Origin of the sequence: Achromobacter sp. (genome assembly GCF_036567245.1) — a bacterium.
In the GTDB taxonomy this organism is placed as follows: Bacteria; Pseudomonadota; Gammaproteobacteria; order Burkholderiales; family Burkholderiaceae_B; genus Achromobacter.
Window position 1 is genome coordinate 1 of the sequence record NZ_DATCUY010000288.1, and the last position, 25445, is coordinate 25445.

At 67.0% G+C, this 25445-nt stretch carries 20 protein-coding genes; 11 read left to right on the forward strand and 9 right to left on the reverse strand.

Annotation, left to right across the window (positions count from 1 at the left end; translation table 11 throughout):
* Positions 1 to 498 (reverse strand): FAD-dependent oxidoreductase (locus tag VIR09_RS12765; protein ID WP_332013200.1); only part of this gene is annotated, 498 nt, incomplete at its 3' end.
* Between the two features lie 331 nt (positions 499 to 829).
* On the reverse strand, positions 830 to 1717 hold the full coding sequence (locus tag VIR09_RS12770) for a LysR family transcriptional regulator (RefSeq protein WP_332013201.1): 888 nt from the start codon (positions 1715 to 1717) through the stop codon (positions 830 to 832).
* A 223-nt stretch (positions 1718 to 1940) separates the two neighbouring features.
* Here VIR09_RS12770 and VIR09_RS12775 point away from each other — a divergent pair, with 223 nt between their 5' ends.
* The gene (locus VIR09_RS12775) at positions 1941 to 3557 is read left to right on the forward strand and encodes a GMC family oxidoreductase (protein ID WP_332013202.1); all 1617 of its coding nucleotides are present in this window, start codon (positions 1941 to 1943) and stop codon (positions 3555 to 3557) included.
* A gap of 63 nt (positions 3558 to 3620) precedes the next feature.
* On the opposite strand, the gene cfa is transcribed toward VIR09_RS12775, so the two are convergent.
* Positions 3621 to 4802, reverse strand: a complete 1182-nt coding sequence (gene cfa / locus VIR09_RS12780) for a cyclopropane fatty acyl phospholipid synthase (protein WP_332013203.1) — start codon at positions 4800 to 4802, stop codon at positions 3621 to 3623.
* Positions 4803 to 5099: 297 nt separating this feature from the next.
* Between cfa and VIR09_RS12785 the strand changes: the two genes are divergently transcribed.
* The 3 genes from VIR09_RS12785 to greB all read left to right on the forward strand — a co-directional run bounded on the left by VIR09_RS12785 (position 5100) and on the right by greB (position 7570).
* Positions 5100 to 6035: an alpha/beta hydrolase gene (locus tag VIR09_RS12785; protein ID WP_332013204.1), complete on the forward strand. Its 936-nt coding sequence runs from the start codon at positions 5100 to 5102 to the stop codon at positions 6033 to 6035.
* Between the two features lie 66 nt (positions 6036 to 6101).
* Entirely contained in the window at positions 6102 to 6947 is an 846-nt protein-coding gene (locus VIR09_RS12790) for a 3',5'-nucleoside bisphosphate phosphatase (RefSeq protein WP_332013205.1), read from the forward strand.
* Positions 6948 to 7018: 71 nt separating this feature from the next.
* A complete protein-coding gene (gene greB / locus VIR09_RS12795) occupies positions 7019 to 7570 on the forward strand; it encodes a transcription elongation factor GreB (RefSeq protein WP_332013206.1) in 552 nt (183 codons plus the stop codon).
* Positions 7571 to 7734: 164 nt separating this feature from the next.
* On the opposite strand, the gene VIR09_RS12800 is transcribed toward greB, so the two are convergent.
* The 3 genes from VIR09_RS12800 to VIR09_RS12810 form a co-directional block, all read right to left on the reverse strand.
* Positions 7735 to 8763 carry a DctP family TRAP transporter solute-binding subunit gene (locus VIR09_RS12800; protein WP_332013207.1) on the reverse strand — a complete coding sequence of 343 codons (1029 nt, stop codon included), beginning with the start codon at positions 8761 to 8763 and terminating at the stop codon, positions 7735 to 7737.
* 85 nt (positions 8764 to 8848) lie between these two features.
* Complete coding sequence (locus tag VIR09_RS12805; protein WP_332013208.1) at positions 8849 to 10147, reverse strand: TRAP transporter large permease; 1299 nt, start codon at positions 10145 to 10147, stop codon at positions 8849 to 8851.
* The gene (locus VIR09_RS12810) at positions 10144 to 10683 is read right to left on the reverse strand and encodes a TRAP transporter small permease (RefSeq protein ID WP_332013209.1); all 540 of its coding nucleotides are present in this window, start codon (positions 10681 to 10683) and stop codon (positions 10144 to 10146) included. The genes VIR09_RS12805 and VIR09_RS12810 overlap by 4 nt, the downstream gene beginning before the upstream one ends.
* Before the next feature lie 355 nt (positions 10684 to 11038).
* Here VIR09_RS12810 and purL point away from each other — a divergent pair, with 355 nt between their 5' ends.
* The 6 genes from purL to VIR09_RS12840 all read left to right on the forward strand — a co-directional run bounded on the left by purL (position 11039) and on the right by VIR09_RS12840 (position 21807).
* On the forward strand, positions 11039 to 15088 hold the full coding sequence (purL, locus tag VIR09_RS12815; protein WP_332013210.1) for a phosphoribosylformylglycinamidine synthase: 4050 nt from the start codon (positions 11039 to 11041) through the stop codon (positions 15086 to 15088).
* 207 nt (positions 15089 to 15295) lie between these two features.
* A complete protein-coding gene (locus tag VIR09_RS12820) occupies positions 15296 to 16921 on the forward strand; it encodes a methyl-accepting chemotaxis protein (RefSeq protein WP_332013211.1) in 1626 nt (541 codons plus the stop codon).
* A gap of 255 nt (positions 16922 to 17176) precedes the next feature.
* On the forward strand, positions 17177 to 18649 hold the full coding sequence (locus VIR09_RS12825) for a M20 family metallopeptidase (RefSeq protein ID WP_332013212.1): 1473 nt from the start codon (positions 17177 to 17179) through the stop codon (positions 18647 to 18649).
* Between the two features lie 70 nt (positions 18650 to 18719).
* Positions 18720 to 19277 carry a DUF1415 domain-containing protein gene (locus tag VIR09_RS12830; RefSeq protein ID WP_332013213.1) on the forward strand — a complete coding sequence of 186 codons (558 nt, stop codon included), beginning with the start codon at positions 18720 to 18722 and terminating at the stop codon, positions 19275 to 19277.
* A 235-nt stretch (positions 19278 to 19512) separates the two neighbouring features.
* Positions 19513 to 20499, forward strand: a complete 987-nt coding sequence (locus VIR09_RS12835; protein WP_013394472.1) for a Bug family tripartite tricarboxylate transporter substrate binding protein — start codon at positions 19513 to 19515, stop codon at positions 20497 to 20499.
* Between the two features lie 9 nt (positions 20500 to 20508).
* Positions 20509 to 21807, forward strand: coding sequence for an acyl-CoA thioester hydrolase/BAAT C-terminal domain-containing protein (locus VIR09_RS12840; protein WP_332013214.1), 1299 nt, complete (start codon positions 20509 to 20511; stop codon positions 21805 to 21807).
* 66 nt (positions 21808 to 21873) lie between these two features.
* On the opposite strand, the gene VIR09_RS12845 is transcribed toward VIR09_RS12840, so the two are convergent.
* From VIR09_RS12845 to VIR09_RS12855, 3 genes are read right to left on the reverse strand one after another with little or no spacing between them, the layout of a single operon-like run.
* The gene (locus VIR09_RS12845; RefSeq protein WP_332013215.1) at positions 21874 to 22845 is read right to left on the reverse strand and encodes a tripartite tricarboxylate transporter substrate binding protein; all 972 of its coding nucleotides are present in this window, start codon (positions 22843 to 22845) and stop codon (positions 21874 to 21876) included.
* Between the two features lie 3 nt (positions 22846 to 22848).
* A complete protein-coding gene (locus tag VIR09_RS12850; protein WP_207464248.1) occupies positions 22849 to 23301 on the reverse strand; it encodes a cupin domain-containing protein in 453 nt (150 codons plus the stop codon).
* Positions 23302 to 23311: 10 nt separating this feature from the next.
* On the reverse strand, positions 23312 to 24994 hold the full coding sequence (locus VIR09_RS12855; RefSeq protein ID WP_332013216.1) for an alkaline phosphatase family protein: 1683 nt from the start codon (positions 24992 to 24994) through the stop codon (positions 23312 to 23314).
* A gap of 112 nt (positions 24995 to 25106) precedes the next feature.
* Between VIR09_RS12855 and VIR09_RS12860 the strand changes: the two genes are divergently transcribed.
* Positions 25107 to 25445, forward strand: a 339-nt coding sequence (locus tag VIR09_RS12860) for a LysR family transcriptional regulator (protein ID WP_332013217.1), incomplete at its 3' end; no start/stop codon positions are given.

Sequence of the window (25445 nt, forward strand, 5' to 3'; positions counted from 1 at the left end):
GGCTTCCAGCCCCAGCAGGCCGCCGCCCACCACCACGCCGCGGCGCGCGCCGTGGGCAGCCTCGCGGATCAGGTCCAGGTCGTCAAGCGTGCGGTACACCAGGCGCGATGCGCCTTCCGCGCCCACGATAGGCGGCACGAAGGGGTAGGAGCCCGTGGCAAGTATCAGTTTGTCGTAGGCACTGCGGCCGCTGGCGGTCACGATCTCGCGACGGCGGCGGTCTATCTCCAGCACGGGCACGCCCAGGTGCAGGCTCACTCCTTCCTGTGCGTACAAGGAAGCTTCACCCAGCGCCATCGATTCGGCATCGCGCCCGTTCAGGTATTCGGACAGGTGCACACGGTCGTAGGCGCGGCGGCTTTCCTCGCAGAACACGTGGATGCGGTAGCGTTCCAGCGCACCGCGGGCGACGAGTTGCTCGACGCAATGGTGGCCCACCATGCCGTTGCCGATGACAACGAGGGTCTGCAGAGAATCGGACGAGGCCGCTACATTCATGGGATTGTCCCCGGGGGCTTGGATATTCAGGTTTCAGAAAACGCAAAGGCGCCCTGGACCTCGCGGTCGGGGCGCCATTGCCGTTGCTGCTCAAGTTGTCTCGCCGGCCTTGCGGCCCGCGCATGAACCATCAAGCAAAGTCCGTGCCAGGGATGCCGCCGATTATCCGCGAGGGGGAACCGCCCGCGGATTCATAGGGGAAGAGGGAGGGGCCGGGGCCGGCAGCGCGATCTGGCGCCGGGCGCCCCGAGGCGTTGATGCGTCAAGGCGGTGCATATTCCTGTGCGGATCTGCACCCGTTTGGCGCAGCCGGGCGACGAGGGACAAGCTTCTACGCAAACGCCGCCTGGACGGCGGCAAAGGCCGCGGCGACCAGCGGATCGTCGCAACGGGATGCCTGGGTGATGAAGGACAGTTCAGCCTGGATAGCCAAGCCCTTGACCAGCACCAGCCCGCTGGCCTGGGACTCGCGCAGCGCGATGGAGTCGCGCGCCAGCGACAAGCCCACGCCCGAGCGCACCAGGTCCAGCATCGAAGCCTCCTGGTCGACCTCGGCCACGGCGTTGGGCGCAATGCCCAGCGCGTCGAACTTGTCCGACAGCAGCCGGTGGTGGACCGAGTCCGGCGGCGTCCAGATCCAGGGCAGGGCGGCGATCGCGGCCCAGTCCCGGCCGGCCACCTGCGCGCCCCAGCCCTTGGGAGCCACGACGAAATAGGCGAACGACGCGAGCGGCAGCGCCTGCAGTCCGGCGGGACCCCGACCACGCTCTTGCGGGCCAAGGGAAAAGCCCACGTCCAGTTCGCCCGCGCGCACCTGTTTCGCCACCGATCCGGACATGCCATGGCGCAGCGTGGGGCGGATCTTGGGATAGTGCTCCACCAGGTATTGCAGCGTGGCGCCGAGGCGCAGGAACTCCGGATCAAGAATGGTGCCGATGCGCAGATCGCCCTGGACGGTGTCGCGCAGGGCGCCGATGGCGCGTTGGAAGTCGTCGAGCGCGTCCAGGATGCGCTGCGCCGAGGGCAGCAGCGCACGGCCGTCGGCATTCGGCGCCAAGCCCTGCGCCGTGCGCGAGAACAAGCTCAGGTCCAGCGATTCCTGGAAATTCTTCAGTTGCAGGCTGAGCGCGGGCTGGGTCAGGTGCAGATGTTCGGCCGCGCGCGTCAGGTTGCCCTCGCGGGCCACGGCGGCAAAGGTGCGGATGTGCTTCAGATCCATGGGGTGGTTCCCGGAATGAGTGGCGAGCGCGCGGTTGAAAGCAGTCAAACGGGCTTGAGCATTATTTAAGTTGCTTATAAACCGTTTTTCAACAATTCATTGGACAGTTTTGCCCGGCTGCGCGAGAGTCACGCTGATGCCCGGCGCACCGGAAACGGTCGCAGCCGGGTCGGCTCAACGTCGCCGGCGGGCGTTTCGTCCGGCAAATAGATAAGAAGAGCTTATGGAGACATACGACTACATCATCGTGGGCGCGGGCTCGGCCGGCTGCGTGCTGGCCAACCGCCTGAGCCGCGACCCCGCTGTGCAGGTGCTGCTGCTGGAGGCCGGCGGCAGCGACAACTACCACTGGATCCATATCCCGGTGGGCTATCTGCATTGCATCGGCAACCCCCGGACGGACTGGATGTACCGCACCGCGGCGGAGCCGGGCCTCGGCGGCCGTTCGTTGATCTACCCGCGCGGCCGCGTGCTGGGCGGCAGTTCTTCGATCAACGGCATGATCTACATGCGCGGCCAGCGCCAGGACTACCAGGACTGGGCCGAGCTGTCCGGCGATCCGGCCTGGGGCTGGGACCAGGTGCTGCCCGTGTTCAAGCGCAGCGAGGACTATCACCGCGGCGCGGACGAGTTCCATGGGGCCGGCGGCGAATGGCGCGTGGAGTCGCAGCGCCTGCGTTGGGACATCCTGGAAGCCTTTGCGGGCGCCGCCGAGCAGGAGGGCATACCGCGAGTGCAGGACTTCAATCGGGGCGATAACTTCGGCTGCGGCTACTTCGAAGTGAACCAGCGCGGCGGCTGGCGCTGGAATACCTCCAAGGCGTTTCTGCGCCCGGTGCGCAAGCGCGCGAACCTGCGGGTGATGACGGGCGCGCAGGCCGAGCAGCTGGTGTTCGAAGGCAAACGCTGTGTTGGCGTGCAGTTGCGGCAGGGCGGCCAGAGCGTCACCTTGCGCGCGCGCCGCGAGGTGGTGCTGGCCGCGGGGGCAGTGAATACGCCGGTGTTGCTGGAGACCTCCGGCGTGGGGGAACCTGCGCGCCTGCGCGAAAGCGGCATCGCGCTGCGCCACGCCCTGCCGGGCGTGGGCGAAAACCTGCAGGATCACCTGCAGCTGCGCGTCATCATCCAGGTGCAGGGCGTGAAGACGCTGAATCGCATTGCCTCCACCTGGCTGGGCAAGGCGGGCATAGGGTTGGAGTACCTGTGGAAGCGCAGCGGTCCCATGAGCATGGCGCCGTCGCAGCTGGGCGCGTTCGCCAAGTCGGATCCGGGCCAGGCGCGCGCCAACGTGGAATTCCATGTGCAGCCGCTGTCGCTAGGCGCTTTTGGCGAACCTCTGCATGGCTTTGACGCGTTCACGGCCAGCGTGTGCAACTTGCGGCCTACCTCGCGCGGCAGCGTGCACGCGCAGGGGCCGCAAGGGGCGCCCGCTATTTCCCCCAACTATCTGAGCACCGAGGAAGACCTGCGCGTGGCGGCGGATTCGATCCGCCTGGTGCGGCGGATCGCGGCGGCGCCGGCCTTGCAGCGCTATCAGCCGCAGGAGTGGCTGCCGGGACCGGCGTACCAGTCGGACGCCGAACTGCGGGAAGCGGCCGGCAAGATCGGCACCACCATCTTCCATCCGGTGGGCACCTGCGCCATGGGGCGCGACGCGGACGGCGGGGCGGTGGTGGACGCGCGGCTGCGCGTCCACGGACTGGAGGGCTTGCGCATCGCCGATGCTTCGGTGATGCCGCTGATCACCTCCGGCAATACCAACTCGCCCACCATCATGATTGCGGAGCGGGCGGCCGACATGATCCGTGAGGACGCCGGGGGCGCCGCCGCCGGCCGCTGAACCGACGCTTCCCAGCAAGAAGGCCGCCCGAGAGGCGGCCTTCTTGCCATGGCGTCACCGCGTTCAGCGCAGCGAGCGATACATGTCCTGCCGCTGAGGATGGGTCAGCATGACTTGCCAGAGCTGGCCCTCGCGCGAGCGGAAGAAGCCGGCGCAGCACATCAGGTAGTACTTCCACATGCGGTAGAAGCGCTTGCCGTAGCGCGGTTCCAGCTCGGGCCAGGCATGATCGAACCTGTCCCACCAGGCCATCAGCGTGCGGTCGTAGTCGGCGCCGAAGTTGTGCCAGTCTTCAATGATGAAGCGGCCTTCGACCGCCGTGGCGATCTCGCGGGCGGACGGCAGCTTGCCGTTGGGGAAGACGTAGCGGTCGATCCAGGGGTCGGTGCTCTGGCTGGTGGAGGCGATGCCGATGGTGTGCAGCAGGAACACGCCGCCGGGCGCCATCAGGCGCTGCACGTTGCTGAAGTAGGTGTCGTAGTTCTTGGGGCCGACGTGCTCGAACATGCCTACCGACACCACCTTGTCGAAGCTACCCTCGAGGTCGCGGTAGTCTTGCAGCAGCAGTTGCACGGGCAGGCCCTTGACCTTTTCCTGCGCCAGCGCCAGCTGTTCCTTGGATACGGTCACGCCGGTGACCTTGACGCCATAGCGCTCGGCGGCAAAGCGCGCCAGCCCGCCCCAGCCGCAGCCGATGTCCAGCAGCGTCTCGCCTTCGCGCAGCTGCAGCTTGCGGCAGATCATCTCAAGCTTGGCCAGTTGCGCTTCTTCCAGCGTCTGGGCGTTTTCCCAGTAGGCGCAGGAATAGATCATGCGGCTGTCCAGCATGGCCTCGAACACGTCGTTGCCCGCGTCGTAATGCTGTTCGCCGACCTCGAAAGCGCGGTTTTTCGATTGCAGGTTGAACAGCTTGTGGCGCAGATGTTCGGCGATCAGCTTGACGCGGGCCATGCCCAGCGCCGCCGATCCCATGTCCGCGCGCAGCAGGCGGGTGAACAGTTCATCGAGCTGGTCGCAGTCCCACTCGCCGTCCATGTAGGACTCGCCCAGCCCCAGCGACCAGCTGGCGAAGACGCGGTCGTACATATGCTTGTCATGAACCTGGATGTCCCAGGGACGCGAGCCGTTGATGCGCACGTCGGCGCGGGCCAGGACGTCCTGGAGCACTTTGGGAGGTTCGGGGGGAGGGGGACTGACGGATTGATGGCCGGTGGCCAGCGGCGAGGAAGGACTGCTTTGCTGCATACGGACTCCATATCAATTTTGGGATGACTGATCTGGCAATGCTTGAAACTTCCGACTCTGATCCTAACAGGTCCGCAACTCCAATTTAATGATTGGATCGCCTCGATAGGCAATGGCAATTCCGCAATGTCGTGGGGCGCGGGGTTGGCGATCCGGATGCAAGAATCGTAGCGATGACCGGGCTGATAGTCCAGAACCGGGCGACCTGGGTGTTGCGGCGCCGCCGCTCGTCGTCCTATAAGATACCGGCCTGGCGCGCCTCCAGCCGCGGCGCGCACCGACTTGTGGAGTGTATCGATGGTGGACGCCAGCCTGGAACCCCGTTTGGATTTCGTCACCTGCGCCAGCCCGGCGGGCCTGCACCGCATGGCCTACTGGGAATGGGGCGACCCGGCCAACGACCAGGTGCTGGTCTGCGTGCACGGCCTGACCCGCAGCGGGCGTGACTTCGATACGCTGGCGCGGCGGCTGGCGGGGCGCTATCGGGTGGTCTGCCCGGACGTGGTGGGGCGTGGGCGTTCCGATTGGCTGGCCAATCCCGCGTTCTACACCGTGCCGCAATACGTCTCGGACATGGTGACCCTGCTTGCGCGGCTCAAGCCGGCTCGCCTGGCCTGGGTGGGTACGTCGATGGGCGGGCTGATCGGCATGGCGCTGTCCGGCGCTGCCGTGTTCGCTCGCGCCATGCTGCCCATGCGTCCGCACGCGGGCATGTTGCCGCCCGAGCAGGGCTTCCATCTTGACAAGCTGGTGCTCAACGACGTGGGGCCGCGCCTGGAAACCGGCGCCCTGGCGCGCATTGGCCAGTACGTGGGCGAGCCCGGCGAATTCGCGAGCTTCGAAGAGGCCGTGGCCACCATGCGGGCCAACTCCACGACCTTCGGCCCGCATACCGACGCACAGTGGGCGGAGCTGGCGCGCTACCTGTATCCCCGACAGGGCGACAAATGGGTCAAGCATTACGACCTGGCCCTGTCCCAGGCCCTGGCCGCGCAGACCCCCGAGGAACTGGCCGCGGGCGAACAGATCCTGTGGCGTTCGTATGATTCCCTGCCGTGCCCAGTGCTGATCGTGCGCGGCGCGGAATCCGATCTGCTGACGCGCGCTACTGTCGAAGAAATGCTCAAGCGCAATCCCCGCGCCCAGGCCCACGAGGTGCGCGGCGTGGGCCACGCGCCCACTTTGATGTCGGACGAGCAGGTGGATCCGGTCGCGGCGTTCCTGCTGTCCTGAACGTGCCAGCAAACTGGGGACGGCTCGACGCTATCCACGCTGCCGGGCCTTCTCTACAATAGCTGGATGAACGCGCGCACACTGAACATCGATCTGCATTGCCATTCCACCGTCTCGGACGGCGCACTCGCGCCGCGCGACGTGGCGCAGCGCGCGCATGCCAACGGCGTGGACGTGTGGGCCCTGACCGACCACGACGAAGTGGGCGGCCTGGCCGAAGCGGCCCGTGCGGCGCGCGATCTGGACATGGACTTCGCCACCGGCGTCGAGATCTCGGTGACCTGGGCGGGCGTCACGGTGCATATCGTGGGCCTGCGCTTCGACCCCGAGAACACCGCCCTGGTCGAAGGCCTGCGCAAGACCCGTTCCGGCCGCGCCGAACGCGCCAAGCGCATCGGCGAACGCCTGGCCGAAATGGGCATGCCCGGCGCCTACGAAGGCGCGTTGCCTTTCGCCGGCAACCCCGAACTCATCAGCCGCACGCACTTTGCCCGCTATCTGGTCGAAGCGGGCTATTGCCCCGACGTGCAGGCCGTGTTCACCAGACACCTGGGCGATGACCGGCCCGGTCACGTGCCCATGCAATGGGCCACGCTGGCGGAGGCGGTGGGCTGGATACGCGGCGCGGGCGGTACCGCGGTCATCGCGCATCCCGGCCGCTACAAGTACACGCCGCTGCAATTCGCCGCGCTGTTCGACGAATTCCTGCAGCTGGGCGGCCAGGGCATCGAGGTCAACACGGGCAGCCATACCTCGGAAGAGGCCCGCTATTATGCGGATGTGGCGCGCCGCTACGGCTTTCTGGCGTCGCGCGGCTCGGACTTCCATAGTCCGAAGGAAAGCCGGGTGGACCTGGGCCGCTTGCCGGCGCTGCCGCCCGACCTGAAACCGGTCTGGCACGACTGGTTCTGACGCGGGCGGCGGCCAGGCCGCCTTGCCCTGTACGCTATCGACTGTGACCGCGCCCGAACGGCGCAACCGCCATGAACAAAGCATTTGTCAAAGAGTCGGACAACGAGGACGACGACGATCTGCCGCAAGCGCAGGCCCTGCCTGCCGGCACCAAGAACTACATGACGCCCGGCGGCTACGAGCGCCTGCGCGGCGAACTCACGCACCTGATGAACGTGGAGCGCCCGTCGGTGGTGCAGGTGGTGTCGTGGGCCGCGTCCAACGGCGACCGTTCCGAGAACGGCGATTACCTGTACGGCAAGAAGCGCCTGCGCGAGATCGACCGCCGCATGCGCTTTTTGACCAAGCGGCTGGACGTCGCCGAAGTGGTCGACCCGGCCGCCCAACCCAACCGCGACCAGGTCTTCTTCGGCGCCACGGTGCTGTATTCGGACAAGGCCGGCGAGGAACACAACGTGACCATCGTCGGCGTGGACGAGGCCGAGCCGCTGGCCGGCAAGATCAGCTGGATCTCGCCGGTGGCGCGCGCGCTGATCAAGGCCAAGGAAGGCGATACCGTGGTGCTGCGCACGCCGGGCGGGATCGAGGAACTGGACATCCTCGAAGTCAGCTATCCGGCCTGATTGCCCGATCTGGCCGGCGCCAGAGCAACGGAATCCTGACACGGCAAAGAAAACGGGCGCCAGCTTGTGGCCGGCGCCCGTTGGTGGGCGGGATCTAACGTCCCTGCCTCGGTTGGCGGCTTGCGCCGCCGTTCCCCTGGGGCTTGCTGCTTGTTCTTTGCGGCTTACTTCTTGCGGTTGGCGATCGACTTCTCGGCCAGGTTGACCAGGTCCTCGCCGATCTGCTTCTTCCACTTGTCGTAGACGGGCTTGGTGACCTTGACGAAGGCCTCGTGGTCGGCCTGCGACAGCGAGGTCACGGTCACGCCGTGTCCGGCGATTTCCTTCAGCAAGGACGGATCCTCAGGCGTCACGCCCTTGCGCGCGATCACGATCTGCTGCTTGCCGGCGTCCAGCGCGGCTTGGCGCACGATGTCGCGGTCCTTCTCGGACCAGGAATTCCAGACCTCGCGGTTGACCACGAAGATCAGCGGATCGGCCACGTAGTTCCACAGCGTCAGGTACTTCTGGCCCACGGTGTAGAGCTTGGAACCGGTGTAGATCGACAGGGGGTTTTCCTGGCCGTCGACCGCGCCGCTGGCCAGCGCCGGCTGGGCGTCGGCCCAGCTCATCTGCGTGGGGTTGGCGCCCAGCGCGGTGAAGGTGTCGATGTACAGCGGCGAACCCACCACGCGCAGCTTCAGGCCCTTCATGTCTTCGGGCTTCTTGATCTCGTGCTTGGAGTTGCTGAGCTGGCGGTAGCCGTTTTCGCCCCAGGCCAGCGGCACCACGCCGGCCTTCTCGATGAGCTTGAACATCTCCTTGCCCACGTCGCCTTGCACCAGCGAGTCGATGGCGGCGTAGTCGGGCATCAGGAAGGGCAGGGAGAACAGGTTCAGCTGCTTGACCTGCGGCGACCAGTTGATGGTCGAGCCCACGGCCATGTCGATCACACCCTGGCGGATGGCGGTGAATTCGCGGGTCTGGTCGCCCTGGACCAGCGAGGTGCCGGGATAGACCTTGATATTGATGCGGCCCTGGGTGCGCTCGCGCACCAGGTTGGACCAGATTTCGGCACCCTGGCCCCAGGGGAAGGTCGTGCCGACAACGATGGAGAGCTTGTACTCGGGCTTGTAGTTTTGCGCATGCGCGGGCGCCATGCCCACCACCGCGGCCGCGCACAGGGCGGCTCCGATCAGGTTGCGGAATTTCATGTTGCGTCTCCTCTCTTTGCGAGTCTGTCTGTTGTTGTAATGAACACCGGTACCGCCGGCCTTGGGGTCGCCCCGTCCGGCCCTTTCAATAACCCAGCTTGTGCGGCAGCCACAGCGCCAGCTGCGGGAACACCAGCACCGCGACCAGCACCAGGAACATCGCGCCCAGCAGCCACACTACCCAGCGCACGGTGGATTCCATCGGCACGCGCGCGATGCGGCACGACACCATCAGGTTCACGGCCAGCGGCGGGGTGAACTGGCCCAATGCCACCTTCAGCGTCAGGATCACGCCGAACCACACCGGGTCCCAGCCATAGGCGTTGGCGATCGGCATGAGCAGCGGCACGAAAATCAGGAAGATGGAGATGCCGTCCAGGAACATGCCCACGGTCATCAGCAGCAGGATCAGCAGCGCCAGCACGCCCCATTCGCCCAGGCCGGAATTGACGATGGCGTGGGTGATGGGATCGATCACGCTCAGCGTGGACAGGGCCCAGGCGAAGATGCCGGCCAGCGTCACGACCAGCATGATGACGGCGGACAGTTCGGCGGCTTCGCGCAGGATGGTGTACAGGTCGCGCAGCTTGATGGTGCGGTGGATGAAGATGCCCACGAACAGGCCGTAGAACACCGCGACCACGGCGGCTTCGGTGGGCGTGAACCAGCCCATGCGCATGCCGCCCAGGATCAGCACCGGCGCGGCCAGCCCCCATGATGCTTCGCGCAGGCTGGCCCAGAAGGGCGGGCGGGGCAGGTGGGCTTCCAGCGCGCCCATCTTGTATTTGCGCGACAGCCAGACCGCCGGAACGATGAGGGCGAAGCCGGCCAGGATGCCGGGGATCATGCCGGCGGCGAACAGCGCGGGCACGGAGGCGCCGGGCACCAGCACCGAGTAGATAATGAAGGCCACCGACGGCGGGATCAGGATGTCCGTGGCGGCGCCTGCCGCCACCACCGCGGCCGAGAACGAGCCGGGGTAGCCGGCGCGCGACATGGCCGTGATCATCACCGCGCCCACTGCCGCCGCGCAGGCTGGACCCGAGCCGGAGATGCCGCCCAGGAACATGGCCACCGCGATCGACACCAGCGGCAGCATGCCCGGGCCGCGCCCGACGATGGCGATGGCGAAGTCCACCAGCCGCTTGGCCACGCCGGAGCGGTCGAAGATCGAGCCCACCAGCACGAACATGGGAATGGCCAGCAGCGGGTACTTGGCCAGGCCGGCGTAGAAGTTCTGCGGCACGGTCAACAGGCCATACCAGGGCGTGTCCAGGTTGGACAGCACGATGGCCACGGTCCCGCCCAGGCCCAGGGCCACGCCGACCGGCACGCCGATCAGCATCAGGACGATGAAGACGGTGAAGAGGATGGCCGCGATCATTGCTGTTCCCGGCTGGCGCTCTTGGCGATGCGGCGCAGGGTGCCGACGGTGCGCAGCGAAATCGCCGCCGCCATGACCGGCAGCCAGATCGAATACCACCAGGTCGGCACGCCGATGGCGGGCGAGGTCTCTTCGTAGATGTATTCGTCGGCCACCAGCTTCACCGACAGCACGGTCAGCAACAGGAAGAAGGCCAGCACGCAGCCGTTGGAGATCAGGGCCATGATGCGCTGGCGGCGGGGCGAGCCGGAGTCCGCCAGGATCTCGATGCGGATATGGTGGTTGCGCACGAAGGCCACGCTGCCGCCGGCCATGGTCAGCACGATCAGCAGGAACACCGAGATCTCTTCGGTCCAGGCGAAGGACTGGTCGGTGAAGTAGCGCACCAGCACATTCAGGAAGGTAATGATGGCCAGGGTCGCCAGCAGGATCACGGCCAGCCAGTCCTCGATGGCCAGCGGCACTTTGACTGCGGGATCTGTTTCGGCGGGAATGATCGGTTCGACAGGCTCGGCGGGGGCTTCGGGGCGGGACATGTGAGGCAACGGCCAGCGCCGGGTAGGCGCTATTCATTTATGGGGTCGCTGCATCCTACCGTCGCGCCGTGGGGCCGGAAGTTCGTGTTTTCCCGCGGTGCGGGATGGCTGCAACATGCTGCGACGCAGCATAAAACCGACGAAGAAGGGGCGCTCAGTATTCGGAAAGGTTCGCAGCGGCGGGGAGTTGCCTTGGATGTTGCTATGCGTCATCGCGATCTGCCCCGTCCGGAATTCTTTTGTAACAATGGCCGAAATGGAGCTGTCCGGCATTGATCGAACAACGGCTCCGGGAAAACCCCCTAAACGGGTAAAATCACTTTTTGCTCTCCTCTCTTTATACGGCGCCCGCATCGTGTCCCTAGTTCAGCATCTGCCTGGTTCCTCCGTCCTGTCCTCCTTCCGTCGCGATCGCCTGCTGGCGCAATTGAAGGAAGCCGGCCTGCCGGTGGCCGACATATCCGCCCGCTACGAGCACTTCGTCAGCACCGACGCGGCCCTGACGGCCGAGCAGCAGCAACACCTGACCCAACTGCTGGACTACGGCACCCCCGCCACCGGCGACGCGCCGGCCAAGAGCCTGTCGCTGCTGGTGATCCCGCGCCTGGGCACCATCTCTCCCTGGGCCAGCAAGGCCACCGACATCGCCCATAACTGTGGCCTGGCGTCGGTGCACCGCATCGAACGCGGCGTGCGCTACGTCATCACCCCCGAGCGCGGCCTGCTGGGCGCCAAGACCTTCGACGACGCCATGCTGGCGCGCGCGGCCGACTGCCTGCACGACCGCATGACCGAAACCGTGGTGGACGCCAGCTTCGACGGCCAGGCGCTGTTCCAGCCGTTGGCTGGCAAACCCATGCGCACGGTCGGCGTGCAGGCGCAGGGCGCCCAAGCCCTGGCCGAAGCCAACATCTCGCTGGGCCTGGCGCTGTCGGACGACGAAATCGAATACCTGGCCAAGTCGTTCACCGACCTGGGCCGCGATCCCACCGACGTGGAATTGATGATGTTCGCGCAGGCCAATAGCGAACATTGCCGCCACAAGATCTTCAACGCTCAATGGGTGATCGACGGCCAGGAACAGCCCAACACGCTGTTCGGCATGATCCGCGCCACCCACAAGGCGCAGCCCGAGGGCACCGTGGTGGCCTATTCGGACAACGCCGCCATCATGGAAGGCGGCCCTGCGCAGCGCTTCCAGGCCGGCGTGCCGGGCGTGACGGGCGAGGGCGTCGAAGGCGCCAAGTACATCCGCCGCGACACCACCGTGCACACGCTGATGAAGGTGGAAACGCACAACCACCCGACCGCGATCGCGCCGTTCCCCGGCGCCTCCACCGGCAATGGCGGCGAGATCCGCGACGAAGGCGCGACCGGCCGCGGCTCCAAGCCCAAGGCCGGCCTGACCGGCTTCACCGTGTCGCACCTGCGCTTCGACGACGCCTTGCAGCCCTGGGAAGCCGACCACCACGGCCTGCCCGAGCGCATCGCTTCGCCGCTGTCCATCATGATCGACGGCCCCATCGGCGGCGCGGCGTTCAACAACGAATTCGGCCGTCCCAACCTGCTGGGCTATTTCCGTTCGTTCGAGCAGACCGCCGGCGGCACGCGCTGGGGCTACCACAAGCCCATCATGATCGCGGGCGGCCTGGGCAGCATCGACGCCGGCCTGACGCACAAGGACGTGATTCCTCCCGGCGCGCTGCTGATCCAGCTGGGCGGCCCGGGTTTCCGCATCGGCATGGGCGGCGGCGCCGCCTCCAGCATCAGCATGGGCAGCAACTCGGCCGAACTGGACTTCGATTCGGTCCAGCGCGGCAACCCTGAAATCGAGCGCCGCGCCCAGGAAGTCATCGACCGCTGCTGGCAGCAGGCCGAGAACAATCCCATCATCGCGATCCACGACGTGGGCGCGGGCGGCCTGTCCAACGCCTTCCCGGAACTGGTGAACGATGCCGGCCGCGGCGCCATCTTCGACCTGAAGCGCGTGCCGCTGGAAGAGTCGGGCCTGTCGCCCGCCGAAATCTGGAGCAACGAGTCCCAGGAACGCTACGTCCTGTCGATCCTGCCCAAGGACCTCGAACGCTTCGACGCCATCGCTCGCCGCGAACGCTGCCCCTACGCGGTGGTGGGCGTGGCCACCGAAGAGCGCCAACTGCGCGTGGTGGACGGCGAGGGCCTGCCGGGCCTGGACGCCATCCGCCCGCAAGGCGAAGCCGAAGTGCGTCCCGTGGATGTGCCGATCGACGTCATCCTGGGCAAGCCGCCGCGCATGACCCGCGACGTCACGCGCCTGCCGGGCGTGTCCGCGCCGCTGGACCTGGCCGGCATCGACCTGACCGAAGCCGCTTACCGCGTGCTGCGCCACCCCACGGTGGCCAACAAGTCCTTCCTCATCACCATCGGCGACCGCACCGTCGGCGGGCTGTCCAGCCGCGACCAGATGGTCGGCCCGTGGCAAGTGCCGGTGGCTGACTGCGCCGTGACCCTGGCCGATTACGAAGGCTTCCGCGGCGAAGCCATGTCCATGGGCGAACGCACCCCGATCGCCATGCTGGACGCGCCGGCTTCCGGCCGCATGGCCGTGGCCGAAGCCCTGACCAACCTGGCGGCCGCCGACGTGGCGCGCCTGGAAGACATCAAGCTGTCGGCCAACTGGATGGCCGCCTGCGGCGTGGCCGGACAAGACGCCGCGCTGTACGACACCGTGTCCGCCGTCAGCGAACTGTGCCAGGCGACCGGCCTGTCGATTCCGGTGGGCAAGGACTCCCTGTCCATGAAGACGTCCTGGGAACAGGACGGCGAGCAGCGCCAGGTGGTGGCGCCGGTGTCGCTGGTCATCACGGCCTTCGCGCCCGTGGCCGACGTGCGCGCCAGCCTGACCCCGCAGCTGCGCACCGACGCCGGCGACAGCGTGCTGATCCTGGTCGACCTGGGCCGCGGCCGCCATCGCATGGGCGGCTCGATCCTGGCGCAGACCTACAACCAGGTCGGCGAAACCGTGCCGGACATCGACGCGCCGCAGGATCTGCGCGCCTTCTTCGTCACCATCCGCACCCTGGCCGAAGCTGGCACCATCCTGGCCTACCATGATCGTTCCGACGGCGGCCTGTTCGCGACCCTGACCGAAATGGCCTTCGCCGGCCGCACCGGCATCTCGGTCAACCTGGACATGCTGACCTTCGATCCGCAATCGGCAGATTGGGGCGACTTCAAGATCCGCCCCGAACAGGTGGCGGTGCAGCGCGAGGAACTGACGCTCAAGGCGCTGTTCTCCGAAGAAGCCGGCGCCGTCATCCAGGTGCCCGCCGCCCAGCGCGACGCCGTCATGCAGGTGCTGCGCGGCGCGGGCCTGTCGGCCCACTCGCACGTCATCGGCGGCCTGAACGGCGCCGACGAAGTCGAGTTCTACCGCGACGGCAAGAAGGTCTGGGGCCAGCCGCGCGCCGAACTCGGCCGCGCCTGGAGCGAAGTGTCCTACCGCATCATGTCGCGCCGCGACAACCCGGCCTGCGCCCAGGCCGAGCTCGATGTCTGGAACGACACCACCGATCCGGGCATGAGCCCCAATGTGGACTTCAATCCGCAGGAAGACGTGGCCGCGCCGTTCATCAATACCGGCAAGCGTCCGCGCGTGGCGATCCTGCGCGAGCAGGGTTGCAACAGCCAGGTGGAAATGGGCTGGGCCTTCGACACCGCCGGCTTCGAAGCCATCGACGTGCACATGACCGATCTGCTGTCGGGCCGCGTGGACCTGGCGCAGGTGCAGGGCCTGGTGGCCGTGGGCGGGTTCAGCTACGGCGACGTGCTGGGCGCCGGCGAAGGCTGGGCGCGCACCATCCGCTTCAATAGCAAGCTGTCGGACCAGTTCGCCGCCTACTTCGCGCGTCCCGACACCTTCGCGCTGGGCGTGTGCAACGGCTGCCAGATGATGGCCGCGCTGGCGCCCATGATTCCGGGCGCCGAATTCTGGCCGCGCTTCACGCGCAACCAGTCGGAAAAGTACGAAGCCCGCCTGTCCATGGTCGAAGTGGCCAAGTCGCCGTCGATCTTCTTCGCCGGCATGGAAGGCGCGCGCATCCCGGTGGCCGTGGCCCACGGCGAAGGCTATGCCGACTTCTCGCAGCAAGGCGACGCCAGCCGCGTGCTGGCTGGCGCGCGCTACATCGACAACCGCGGCCAGGCCACCGAAGCCTATCCGTTCAACCCGAACGGCAGCCCCGGCGGCCTGACGTCCGTCACCACCGCCGACGGCCGCTTCACGGTCATGATGCCGCACCCGGAACGCGTGACGCGCAATGTCATGATGTCGTGGGCGCCCGAGAAGTGGGGCCGCGCGGATGCGGGCGGCGCGTTCAGCCCCTGGATGCGCATCTTCCGCAACGCGCGCGTCTGGCTGAAGTAAGGCAGTAGCTTGCCGCCGGGACCCGTGTCCTGGCGCGTGCGACACGCCCCGCCATTCGGCCCTCTTGGGTCCGGATGGCGGGGCGTTTTTCATGCCCGCCGGGGCTGCTCTGGATCTGAGGCGTGCAACGTAATGAGATATTTAACTTTTCATTGCGACCTGTCGTAAAGCATAGGTAGCCGCTATACGCAACCCGGAGTGACCCCAATGTTCAAGAATCTCAGTATTCGCGCGGTCTTGACGACCGCTTTAGCCGTTTTCTTCGCGCTTTTCCTGCTAACCGGCATCGCCGTGCATCAGCAGCTGACGTCCAACCGCAATTCCATCGAAGTGCTGCTGGACACCAACCTGGTCCGCGCCAATGCCGTGAACGGCGCCGGCACTGAACTGTTGCGCGCCCGCCTGGTGCTGCTGTCCGCCCAGACCGCCTTGATGGAAGGCAAGAGCCTGGACAACCTGGCCAGCATGCAGCGCCTGGACGGCTATACCAAGAAGGCCGGTGACCTGATCGATCTGGTGCGCAAGACCCCGGAAACCTCGGCCCAGGGCAAGCCGCTGCTGGACGCGGCCCTGGCGGCCTACGACGTCTATCACCGCGACGCGATCGTGCCGATGATCGCCGCCATCCGCGCCGGCAACGCGCAGGACTCCAACCGCCTCAACCTCGAAAAAGTGACGCCGCTGGGCCTGACTTTCACGGCCGCGATCCAGAAGTACCTGGACTACGCCGACGAGGTCGGCCAGCGTGTGGCGCGCGAGGCTTCCACCCGCATCAATGCTGCGATCGCGGTGCTGGTCGGCCTGCTGGTCGTGGTGGCCGTGCTGGTGGTGGGCCTGTATGCGTTGTTCGGCCGCTCGGTGTTCCGTCCGTTGCACGAGGCCGGCCGCCTGTTCGACCGCATCGCCGGCGGCGACCTGACCAACCGCATCGAGCAAAGCGGCAACAATGAAATCGGCGTGTTGTACGGCGCCGTCAAGCGCATGCAGGACAGCCTGGCCCGCACGGTGTCCGCGGTGCGCCTGGGCGTCGAGGAGATCCACACCGGCGCGCGCGAAATCGCCGCCGGCAACATCGACCTGTCTTCGCGCACCGAGCAGCAAGCCGCCTCGCTGGAGGAAACCGCCGCCAGCATGGACGAGCTGTCTTCCACCGTGAAGAACAACGCGGACAGCTCGCGCAGCGCTTCGGAACTGGCCTCGGCGGCGTCCGAGGTGGCCTCGCGCGGTGGCCGGGCGGTGGGCGACGTGGTCGGCACGATGCGCGGCATTGCCGACAGCTCCAACCGCATTGCCGACATCGTCGGCGTGATCGACGGCATCGCCTTCCAGACCAACATCCTGGCGCTGAACGCGGCCGTGGAAGCGGCGCGCGCGGGCGAGCAGGGCAAGGGCTTCGCGGTCGTCGCCAGCGAAGTGCGCGCGCTGGCGCAACGCAGCGCCGCCGCCGCCAAGGAAATCAAGGGCCTGATCGACGACTCGGTGCAGAAGGTGTCCATCGGTTCGGACCAGGTGGAAGCGGCCGGCGCCACCATGCAGGAAATCGTGACCTCGGTGCGCCGGGTCACGGACATCATCAACGAGATCTCCAGCGCTTCTGAAGAGCAGTCGCAGGGCATCCAGCAGGTCAACCAGGCGGTGTCGCAGATGGACAGCGTGACGCAGCAGAACGCCGCGCTGGTCGAAGAGGCCGCGGCTTCCGCAGCCTCGCTGGAGACCCAGGCGCAGCGCCTGCGCGAAGCCGTGGCGGTGTTCAAGCTGCAAACCGGCCGCGTAATCGATGCCGACGCGCCGGCCTTGGGCCGCAACGGCGAGCCGGCCTTGCTTGGCGCCTGAAGTCCATGCAGGGCTGCCATCCGGGATGGCCGCCCATGACTACAGCCATAGCCCCCAGCGCATCGCGTCTGGGGGCTATGCCGTTTTTTTAGCCAGGCCCCCGGCCCAGATCGAAACCGCGACACTGGAACCCGTGCCGGATGACGGCACCATTTCCCAGAACCGATAACAATCAGGGACAAAAGATGCCAGCCGCGCCGCGCAGGCATAAAATAGCGGATTGCCTATCCCCCTCCGCACACAGGATCCCGCGCCATGAACGCACGCATCCCCGAAGACGCTCTTCCTCCCACCCTGGACCCGAAGGCCCTGCAGGCTTTCGTGGACGACAAATGGGACAACGAGATCATCCCCGCGCTGACCGACTACATCGCCATCCCGGCCAAAAGCCCGGCGTTCGACGCGGACTGGGAAAAGAACGCGTTCATCGAACGCGTGGTGCGCGACGCCGCGCAGTGGGTCGAGGCGCAGAAGGTCTCGGGGCTGAAGCTGGAAGTGGTGCGCCTGCCGGGCCGCACGCCCGTCATTTTCTTTGACGCGCCGGCCACCCGCAGCGACAACGGCGACACCGTGCTGCTGTACGGCCACCTGGACAAGCAGCCCGAATTCTCCGGCTGGCGCGCCGGCCTGGGCCCCTGGACCCCCAAACTCGAAGACGGCAAGCTGTATGGCCGCGGCGGCGCCGACGACGGCTATGCCGTGTACGCCTCGCTGACCGCCATCATGGCGCTGGACAAGCAGGGCATTCCGCGTCCGCGCTGTGTGGGCATCGTTGAAACCTGTGAGGAATCCGGCAGCTACGACCTGCTGCCCTATGTGGACGCGCTGCGCGACCGCCTGGGCAACGTGGCCCTGGTGGTGTGCCTGGACTCGGGCGCCGGCAACTACGATCAGCTCTGGATGACGACCTCGCTGCGCGGCATGGTGTCGGGCACGCTGGAAGTGCAGGTGCTGGACGAAGGCGTGCATTCGGGCGACTCCAGCGGCGTGGTGCCGTCCTCGTTCCGCATCCTGCGCCATCTGCTGGACCGCCTTGAAGACAGCGGTACCGGCCGCCTGCTGCCGCAGAGCCTGCATTGCGAGATTCCCGCCGATCGCGTCGAACAAGTGCACGCCACCGCGCGCATCCTGGGCGACGAAGTCTGGCGCCGTTTCCCCTGGAGCTGCGGCGCCGACGGCGGCTTCGTGCTGCCCATGACGACCGAACCCGAACAAGCCCTGCTGAACCGCACCTGGCGCCCGACCTTGTCGGTGACCGGCGCCGAAGGCCTGCCGCCGCTGTCCAGCGCCGGCAACGTGCTGCGTCCGCGCACCGCCTTCAAACTGTCGCTGCGCCTGCCGCCGCTGGTGGATGCCGTGGCCGCCTCGCAAGAGATCAAGGCCTTGCTGGAAGCCGACGCGCCCTACAACGCCAAGGTGCTGTTCAAGGCCAACGAAGGCGCTGCCACCGGCTGGAACGCCCCGGCCTCCGCGCCCTGGCTGACCCAGGCGCTCGACGCGGCCTCGCAGCAATACTACGGCGCGTCCTGCGGCTACATCGGCCAGGGCGGCACCATTCCGCTGATGAGCATCCTGCAGAAGGGCTTCCCCAAGGCCCAGTTCATGGTCTGCGGCGTGTTGGGCCCCAAGTCCAACGCCCACGGCCCCAATGAATTCCTGCACGTGCCCTACGGCAAGAAACTGACCGCGGCCGTGGCCCAGACCATGGCGGCCATGCCGTCCGCGTAAGCGCGGCGGCGACGCTGTTCGAAGCGCGGGCCGCAATGCCCGCGCTTTTCTTTTTTCCAGGATGGACCCCATGATTTCCACTTCCGACGCCTACGCCAACGTGGTCGCTGAGACCAAGCACTGGCTGAACCAGGCCGTGATCGGCCTGAACCTCTGTCCCTTCGCCAAGGCGGTCCAGGTCAAGGACCAGATCCGCTTTGCCGTCAGCGACGCCACCGATGCCGAAGGCGTCCTCACCGACCTGCAGGACGAGCTGGCGCTGCTGGCCGAGACCGATCCGGAGCAGATTGACACCACGCTGCTGATCATCCCGGACGCGCTGGATGACTTCCTGGATTTCAATGACTTCGAGGAGCTGTCGGACCGTCTGCTCAAGCGCATGCGCCTGGTGGGCGACCTGCAGGTGGCCACCTTCCATCCGCAGTTCCAGTTCGCCGACACGCAGCCGGACGACATCGAGAACTACACCAACCGTTCGCCGTATCCGATCCTTCATCTGCTGCGCGAAGACAGCATCGACCGTGCGGTGGAATCCTTCCCCGATGCTGCGGAGATCTACGAGAAGAACATCGACACGATGAAGCGGCTGGGCCTGGAAGGGTGGAAGAAGCTGATGACCAAGGCCTAGTCGCCTGACGGCCTATCGGATCGCATACCAAATACCGCATTGCGGAATACGAGGCTCGGTCTCCCCAGGGAGCCCCGGGATATCCCTAGATAGCCCGCCCGCGGTATTGCATACAACATACTGACGCCGTGACAGCTCGCCGTAAGGTGGGCGATCCGCGCGTCCATTTCCTTCGATTGCTATGCCCCGCGGCCTCTCCCGGGCGCGGGGGCGTTGTCCTTGCCTGGAGAGTTGTATGCGATTTACCCGCCGCCATGCCCTGGGCGCGCTTGCCGCGCTGCCCCTGATCTCGCGCCCCGCCTGGGCCCAGAACACCTTTCCGACCCGTCCCGTGCGCCTGCTGGTGGGCTTTGCCCCCGGCGGGCTGACCGACATTGCGGCGCGTGCGCTGGCCGAGCGCATGGGCAAGACACTGAAGCAGAGCGTGGTGGTGGAAAACCGCCCCGGCGGCCAGGCGATCATCGCTACTGTGGCCGTGGCGCGCGCCGAACCCGATGGCTACACCCTGGGCTTCGCCGGCACCAACGGCATGATCCTGAACCCCTTGCTCTACAACAACCTGCCTTACCAGCCGTCGGACTTCAAGCAGCTGGGTTCCATGGGCAAGTCGCCGATGCTGCTGATCGTGCATCCCGACCTGGGCGTGAAGAACGTGCAGGAATTCATCGCGCTGGCCAAGAAGAAGCCCGGCGACATCACTTGCGCGCACGCCGGACGCGGGGTGATCAATCACCTGGCGCTGCTGCATTTCCAGTCCAAGACCGGCACCCAGTTCCAGGACGTCCCCTACAAGGGCAGCGGCCCCGCGCTGCTGGACTTGATGGCGGGCACGGTGCAGAGCACCTTCGACTTCCCGACCTCGGCGCTGCCCAACATCAAGTCGGGCAAGCTGCAAGTGCTGGCGGTCACTTCCGACAAGCGCCTCTCCAGCCTGCCGGACGTGCCCACCATGAAGGAAGCGGGCGTGGATGGCTTCGAGCTCTATACCCGCATGATGATCTCGGGTCCGGCCGCCATGCCGGCTCCGGTGGTCGCGGCGCTGGAGAACGCGGTGCGCGAAGGCACGCGCGATCCCGGCCTGGTGCAGCAGTTCGCCGATCAGGGCGTGACGGTGGAGTTCACGTCCTCGGCCGATCTGGACAAGGTCATTGCCGACGAATCCGCCATGTGGGCCCAGGTGATCAAGGCCAACGGCGTGCCCAAGACCGACCTGAAGAGCTAAGGAGCCATCGTGGCAGAACAACCCAGCATTACCGTCACCCCGGAACGCGCCCTGATCGACGTGGCGCGCGAGATCCGCGTGAGCGGCTTTCCGGCCTATGCCTTCATCACCGTCACGGCCACCATGACGATGTGCGGGGCGCCGTGGCGTTCGCAAGCCGTCTTCGTGGCCGGCCACGACGGCAGCCTGGACCTGGCCCGCGATTGCCCCGTGTCCGGCAGCTATGCCGAACCCTCGGCCATGGGCATCGTCTGGTCCATGGCTTGCGAGGACATCGCCAGCGTGGTGTTCCCGCCAGACCGGACCGAGCCGCTCGCCATCCGCATCGAGGCCAGCGACGGACGCCATACTGCCGCGGCCACCCTGGTGCAGGAGTTCCAGGCCGACGGCGTGACGCATCGCGCCGTGCGCGAGCAGGTCGGCGGCATGACGTTGTCGGGCGAGCTTTACACGCCCGCCGGCCCCGGCCCGCACCCGCTGGTGATCTACATGAACGGCTCGTCCGGCGGCGTCAACGCGCCGCGCGCGGCGCTGTTCGCGTCCCGCGGCTACCAATGCCTGGCGCTGGCCATCTTCAACTACGAGGGCCGTCCCAAATACTTGAACGACATGCCGCTGGAGTACTTCCAGCACGTGTTGCGCTGGGCCCGCGCCGAACTGGCGCCGCGCGACGGCTTCGTGGCCCTGTCCGGCATCAGCCGCGGCGGCGAGACCTCGCTGCTGGTGGCCTCGCATTATCCGGACCTGGTCAGCGCGGTGGTCGCCTATGTGCCGTCGCCGGTCATGCACGGCGTGGTCAGCGCCGGCGCGCCCGGTACCGGCCGCGATGCGCAGGTCTGGACCAAGGCCGGCGAACCGCTGCCGCACCTGTGGCAGGACAACGCCAGCGCCAACTGGGACGCCGCCTATGCGTCGCAGCCGCCGTACCGCCAGACGCATGCCTTCCTCAGCGCCACGCGCGACAGCGCCGCGTTCGAGCGCGCCCGCATTCCGGTCGAGAACTATCCCGGTCCGGTGCTGCTGGTCAGCGCTTCCGATGACGGCTTCTGGCCCAGCACCGCGTACTCGGAAATCGTCATGCGCCGGCGCCAGGCACATGGCCTGCCGACTTTCCACCACGTCTGCATGGGAGCCGGCCACCACGTGCACTATCCCTGCCTGCCCGCCACCCTGATCAGCAAGCCGCACGCGATGTCCGGCCTGCTGCTGGACGCGGGCGGGACGCCCAGCGCGAACGCGGCGGGCAATGAGGGGTCCTATCTGGCGGTGCTGGACTTCCTGGGGCGCGTGGGAGGCGCGGCCCGGTAAGTGTCAGGCACGCGGCTGCACAAGCCGCCGGCTCCAGTCTGGCAGGCGTTCCGGCGGCGCGGCGGCCTATCCGTTGCGCAGCTTCTGCTCCGACACGAACGCCGACCAGCGCTGCAGTTCGCCCCGTATCAGCCCCGTGAACTCGGCCGGCGTATTGGCCTGGGCGGCTTCCATGCCCAGGCCGGCCAGTTTGTTGCGCACCTCGGCGTCGGCCAGGATGCTCTGCATGGCGCCGTTCCATTTGGCGATCAGGTCCGGCGGCGTGCCGGCGGGCGCGACGATGCCTTCCCATTCCTTCAGGTTGTATGCCGGCACCCCGGCCTCGGCCAGCGTGGGCACGCCGGGCAGGGCGCTCATGCCGCCATCGCGCGTGACGGCCAGCGCGCGCAGCTTGCCCGACTGCGCCAGCGGCACGGCGACGGAGGCGGTGGCGAACATGGTCTGCACATAGCCGCCCATGAGCGCCTGCGCCGCTTCCGCCGGACCCTTGAACGGCACGTGCAGCATGTCTATGCCCGCCGCCTGGCAGAAGGCCGCGCCCAACAGATGGGCGGGCGAGCCGTTGCCGCCGGAACCGTAGCTGAGTTTGCCGGGTTGGCGCTTTGCCTGTTCGACCAGGCTGCGCACGTCGGTGTATTCGCTGCCCGGCGGGACCATCAACACGTTGTATAGCCAGACCAGATTGGCGATCGGCGCAAAATCGCCGTCCGTGCGGTAGGACACCTTGCCGAACAGCGCCGGCAGCACCGTGTGGCTGAGGAACATGATGCCTACCGTATAGCCGTCGGGCGCGGCGCGCGCGACCGCGTCCAGACCTATCATGCCGGTCGCGCCCGGCCGGTTTTCCACCACGACGGGCTGTCCCCACAGGCGCTGCAGCTTTTCGGCCAGCACGCGTGCCAGCACGTCGGCCGGGCTTGCCGCGGGCAGCGGCACGATGATGCGTACGGGCTTGTCCGGATACGCGGCCCGGGCGGACCACGGCAGGGTACAGGCGAGGGCTCCGGCCAGGCCCTTCAGTAGCGTGCGGCGGCGCATGGTTCAGGCCGCTGACGAAACAGGCGGCATGAAGATCACGTCGTACTCCGGCGCCACCGCCACCACCTCCGCCGGACTCGACATGTTGTGGATGCGCCGGTAAAGCTCCAGCAGCTTGCCCGCAGGCGCGGCCCAGAACAGCGCGGTGGCGGCGACGCCCGAATTGTTGAAGAACGCATGCGGCACGCCGCGGGGCATGCGTACCAGGTCACCGGGACCGGCCGAGGTCTTCTTGCCGTCCAGCAGCAGGTCGATGCGGCCGTCCAGCACGAAGATGTATTCGTCCTGGTTGGGGTGCACGTGCGGCGGCACGAAGGACTCTTCCGGAAACGTGGCGTGCCAGGAAATGCTGTCCAGGCTGATCTGCTTGGGCACGTACACCTGGCCCAGGATGTTCCAGGAGACGCCGTCCAGGCCGGCCTGGGCTCGGGTGATGTCGGGGGTTTCGAGAATCATGCTGCACTCCTCAGGATTGCGAGAGCCGATCCAGCGTCGGCTTCACGAGCGGGTTGGATGAGGCGAAACGGGGCTTGAAGGTCTGTCGGGCGCGGGCCAGGTCGGCTTCGTCCCAATAGCCGATCAGGATGCCGCCTTCGGATATGCGCGGCTGGACCTCGATGGACTCGATGGTGCCGTCGGCCACCGTGGCGCGCTGGCGCGGCTGGCGCGCCCAGCGGAACAGCAGGTCCTCCATGTGTTTGCGCACCGCCTCGTGCGCGGGCGACGCGCCCAGGTCGACGAATTCATTGGGGTCTTCCTGCAGGTCGTAAAGCATCGGCCGGTAGCCTTCGGCCAGCACGTACTTCCAGCGGTCGTCGCGCACCATCCGCAGCCAAGCCTGGCGCGCCGGCGTGCCCAGCGCGATGCGCGAATCCTGGAAGGCGTAGTCGTATTCGCAGATGACGTGGTCGCGCCAATCCGACGGCGCCTGGCCGAACAGCAGGGGGCGCAGTGAACGGCCGTCCATGATGTGCGGCACTGGCACGCCGCCGCAGGCCTCCAGGAAGGTCGGGGCCAGGTCTATCGCTTCGACCATGGCCGCGCAGCGCGTGCCGCGGGCCGCGTCGGCGCGCGGGTCGGGGTCATAGACGATCAGCGGCATGCGGATGACGGGTTCATGGAACAGGTCCTTTTCCCCCATCCAGTGGTCGCCCAGATAGTCGCCGTGATCGGAGGTGAACACGATCATGGTGTTGTCGAACAGGCCGCGCGCCTCCATGAAGCGGAACAGCACGCCGAGCTGGTCGTCGATCTGCTTGATCAATCCCATGTAGCCCGGCATGACCGCCTCGCGCACGCCGGGCTCGGAGAAGGTCGCCGACACGCGATGCTGCATCATCGCCGCATAGACCGGATGCGGATCGGCGCGCTCGGCCTCGCTGCGCACCACCGGCAGCGCGTCATCCGCGCCGTACATGCCGGCGTAGGGCGCCGGCGCCAGATAGGGCCAGTGCGGCTTGATGTAGGACAGGTGCAGGCACCAGGGCTGTTCGCCCGCTTCACTGATGAAGTCCATCGCCCGGCGCGTGATGTAAGGCGTTTCCGAATGCTCGTCAGGCACGCGCGCCGGCAGGTTGGAGTACTTCAGGAACCAGCCCGACCGCACCGTGCCGTCCGCGTCCTGAGCGGAATTGGCCCAGCTTTCCCAGGGGTTGTCGCCGCCGTAGCCCTGCGCGCGCAGATAGTCGTTGTAGCGCGGGTCCGGGTCGTGGCCCGAATACGGGTGGATGCCGTCATCGCGCTCGTAGGCGTCGAAGCCGCATTCGGCGATGCGGCGGCCGATGACCGAAGCCGGGTCTATGCCCAGCCGCGACATGCCTGCCGCGTCGGCCCGCATATGCGTCTTGCCCACCAGCACGGAACGCACGCCCAGCGGCCGCAGATGGTCGCCTATGGTCATCTCGCCGGCCTTCAGCGGCACGAAGTTCCAGCTGGCGCCGTGCGCATGCACATAGCGCCCGGTGTAGTAGCTCATGCGCGAGGGGCCGCACACGGGCGACTGCACGTAGGCCCGGTCGAAGATCATGCCGCGCGCGGCCAGCGCGTCCAGATTCGGCGTCTTCAGCCTGGGGTGGCCAAAACAGGAAAGATGGTCGTAGCGCAGCTGGTCGCACATGATGAAGAGAATGTTCTTCACGCCTCGGGTCATGCTAGGCTCCTGTCTCCGATGGGGTATGCAGGAATTCTATCGACGGCCTGCGCGCACATCCCTTGAATTGTTTTGATGTCGATTACCCCAGGTAATCGGCCGGAGAGCCGGCTTGCGACTCCAGCATCTGAACCTGTTGCTTACCCTGGCCCGGACCGGCAGCATGCGCGCCGCCGCGCAAGTCCTGAACGTGTCGCAGCCGGCGCTGACCAAGTCGCTGCGCCAGCTGGAAGAAGAGGTTGGCGCGGAACTGGTGGTGCGCAGTCCCAAGGGCGTGCGGCTGGCGCAGGCTGGCGAGATCCTCGCGGCGCGCGCCGCCGTCGTCATGCGCGAAATCGAAAAGGCCCACGAAGACCTGGCCTGGCATCTGCGCGGCGCCGAAGCCCAGGTGACGCTGGGCGTATCGCCGGCCGCGGCCATTCTGCTGGCGCCGGGCGCGGTGGCGCGCTAT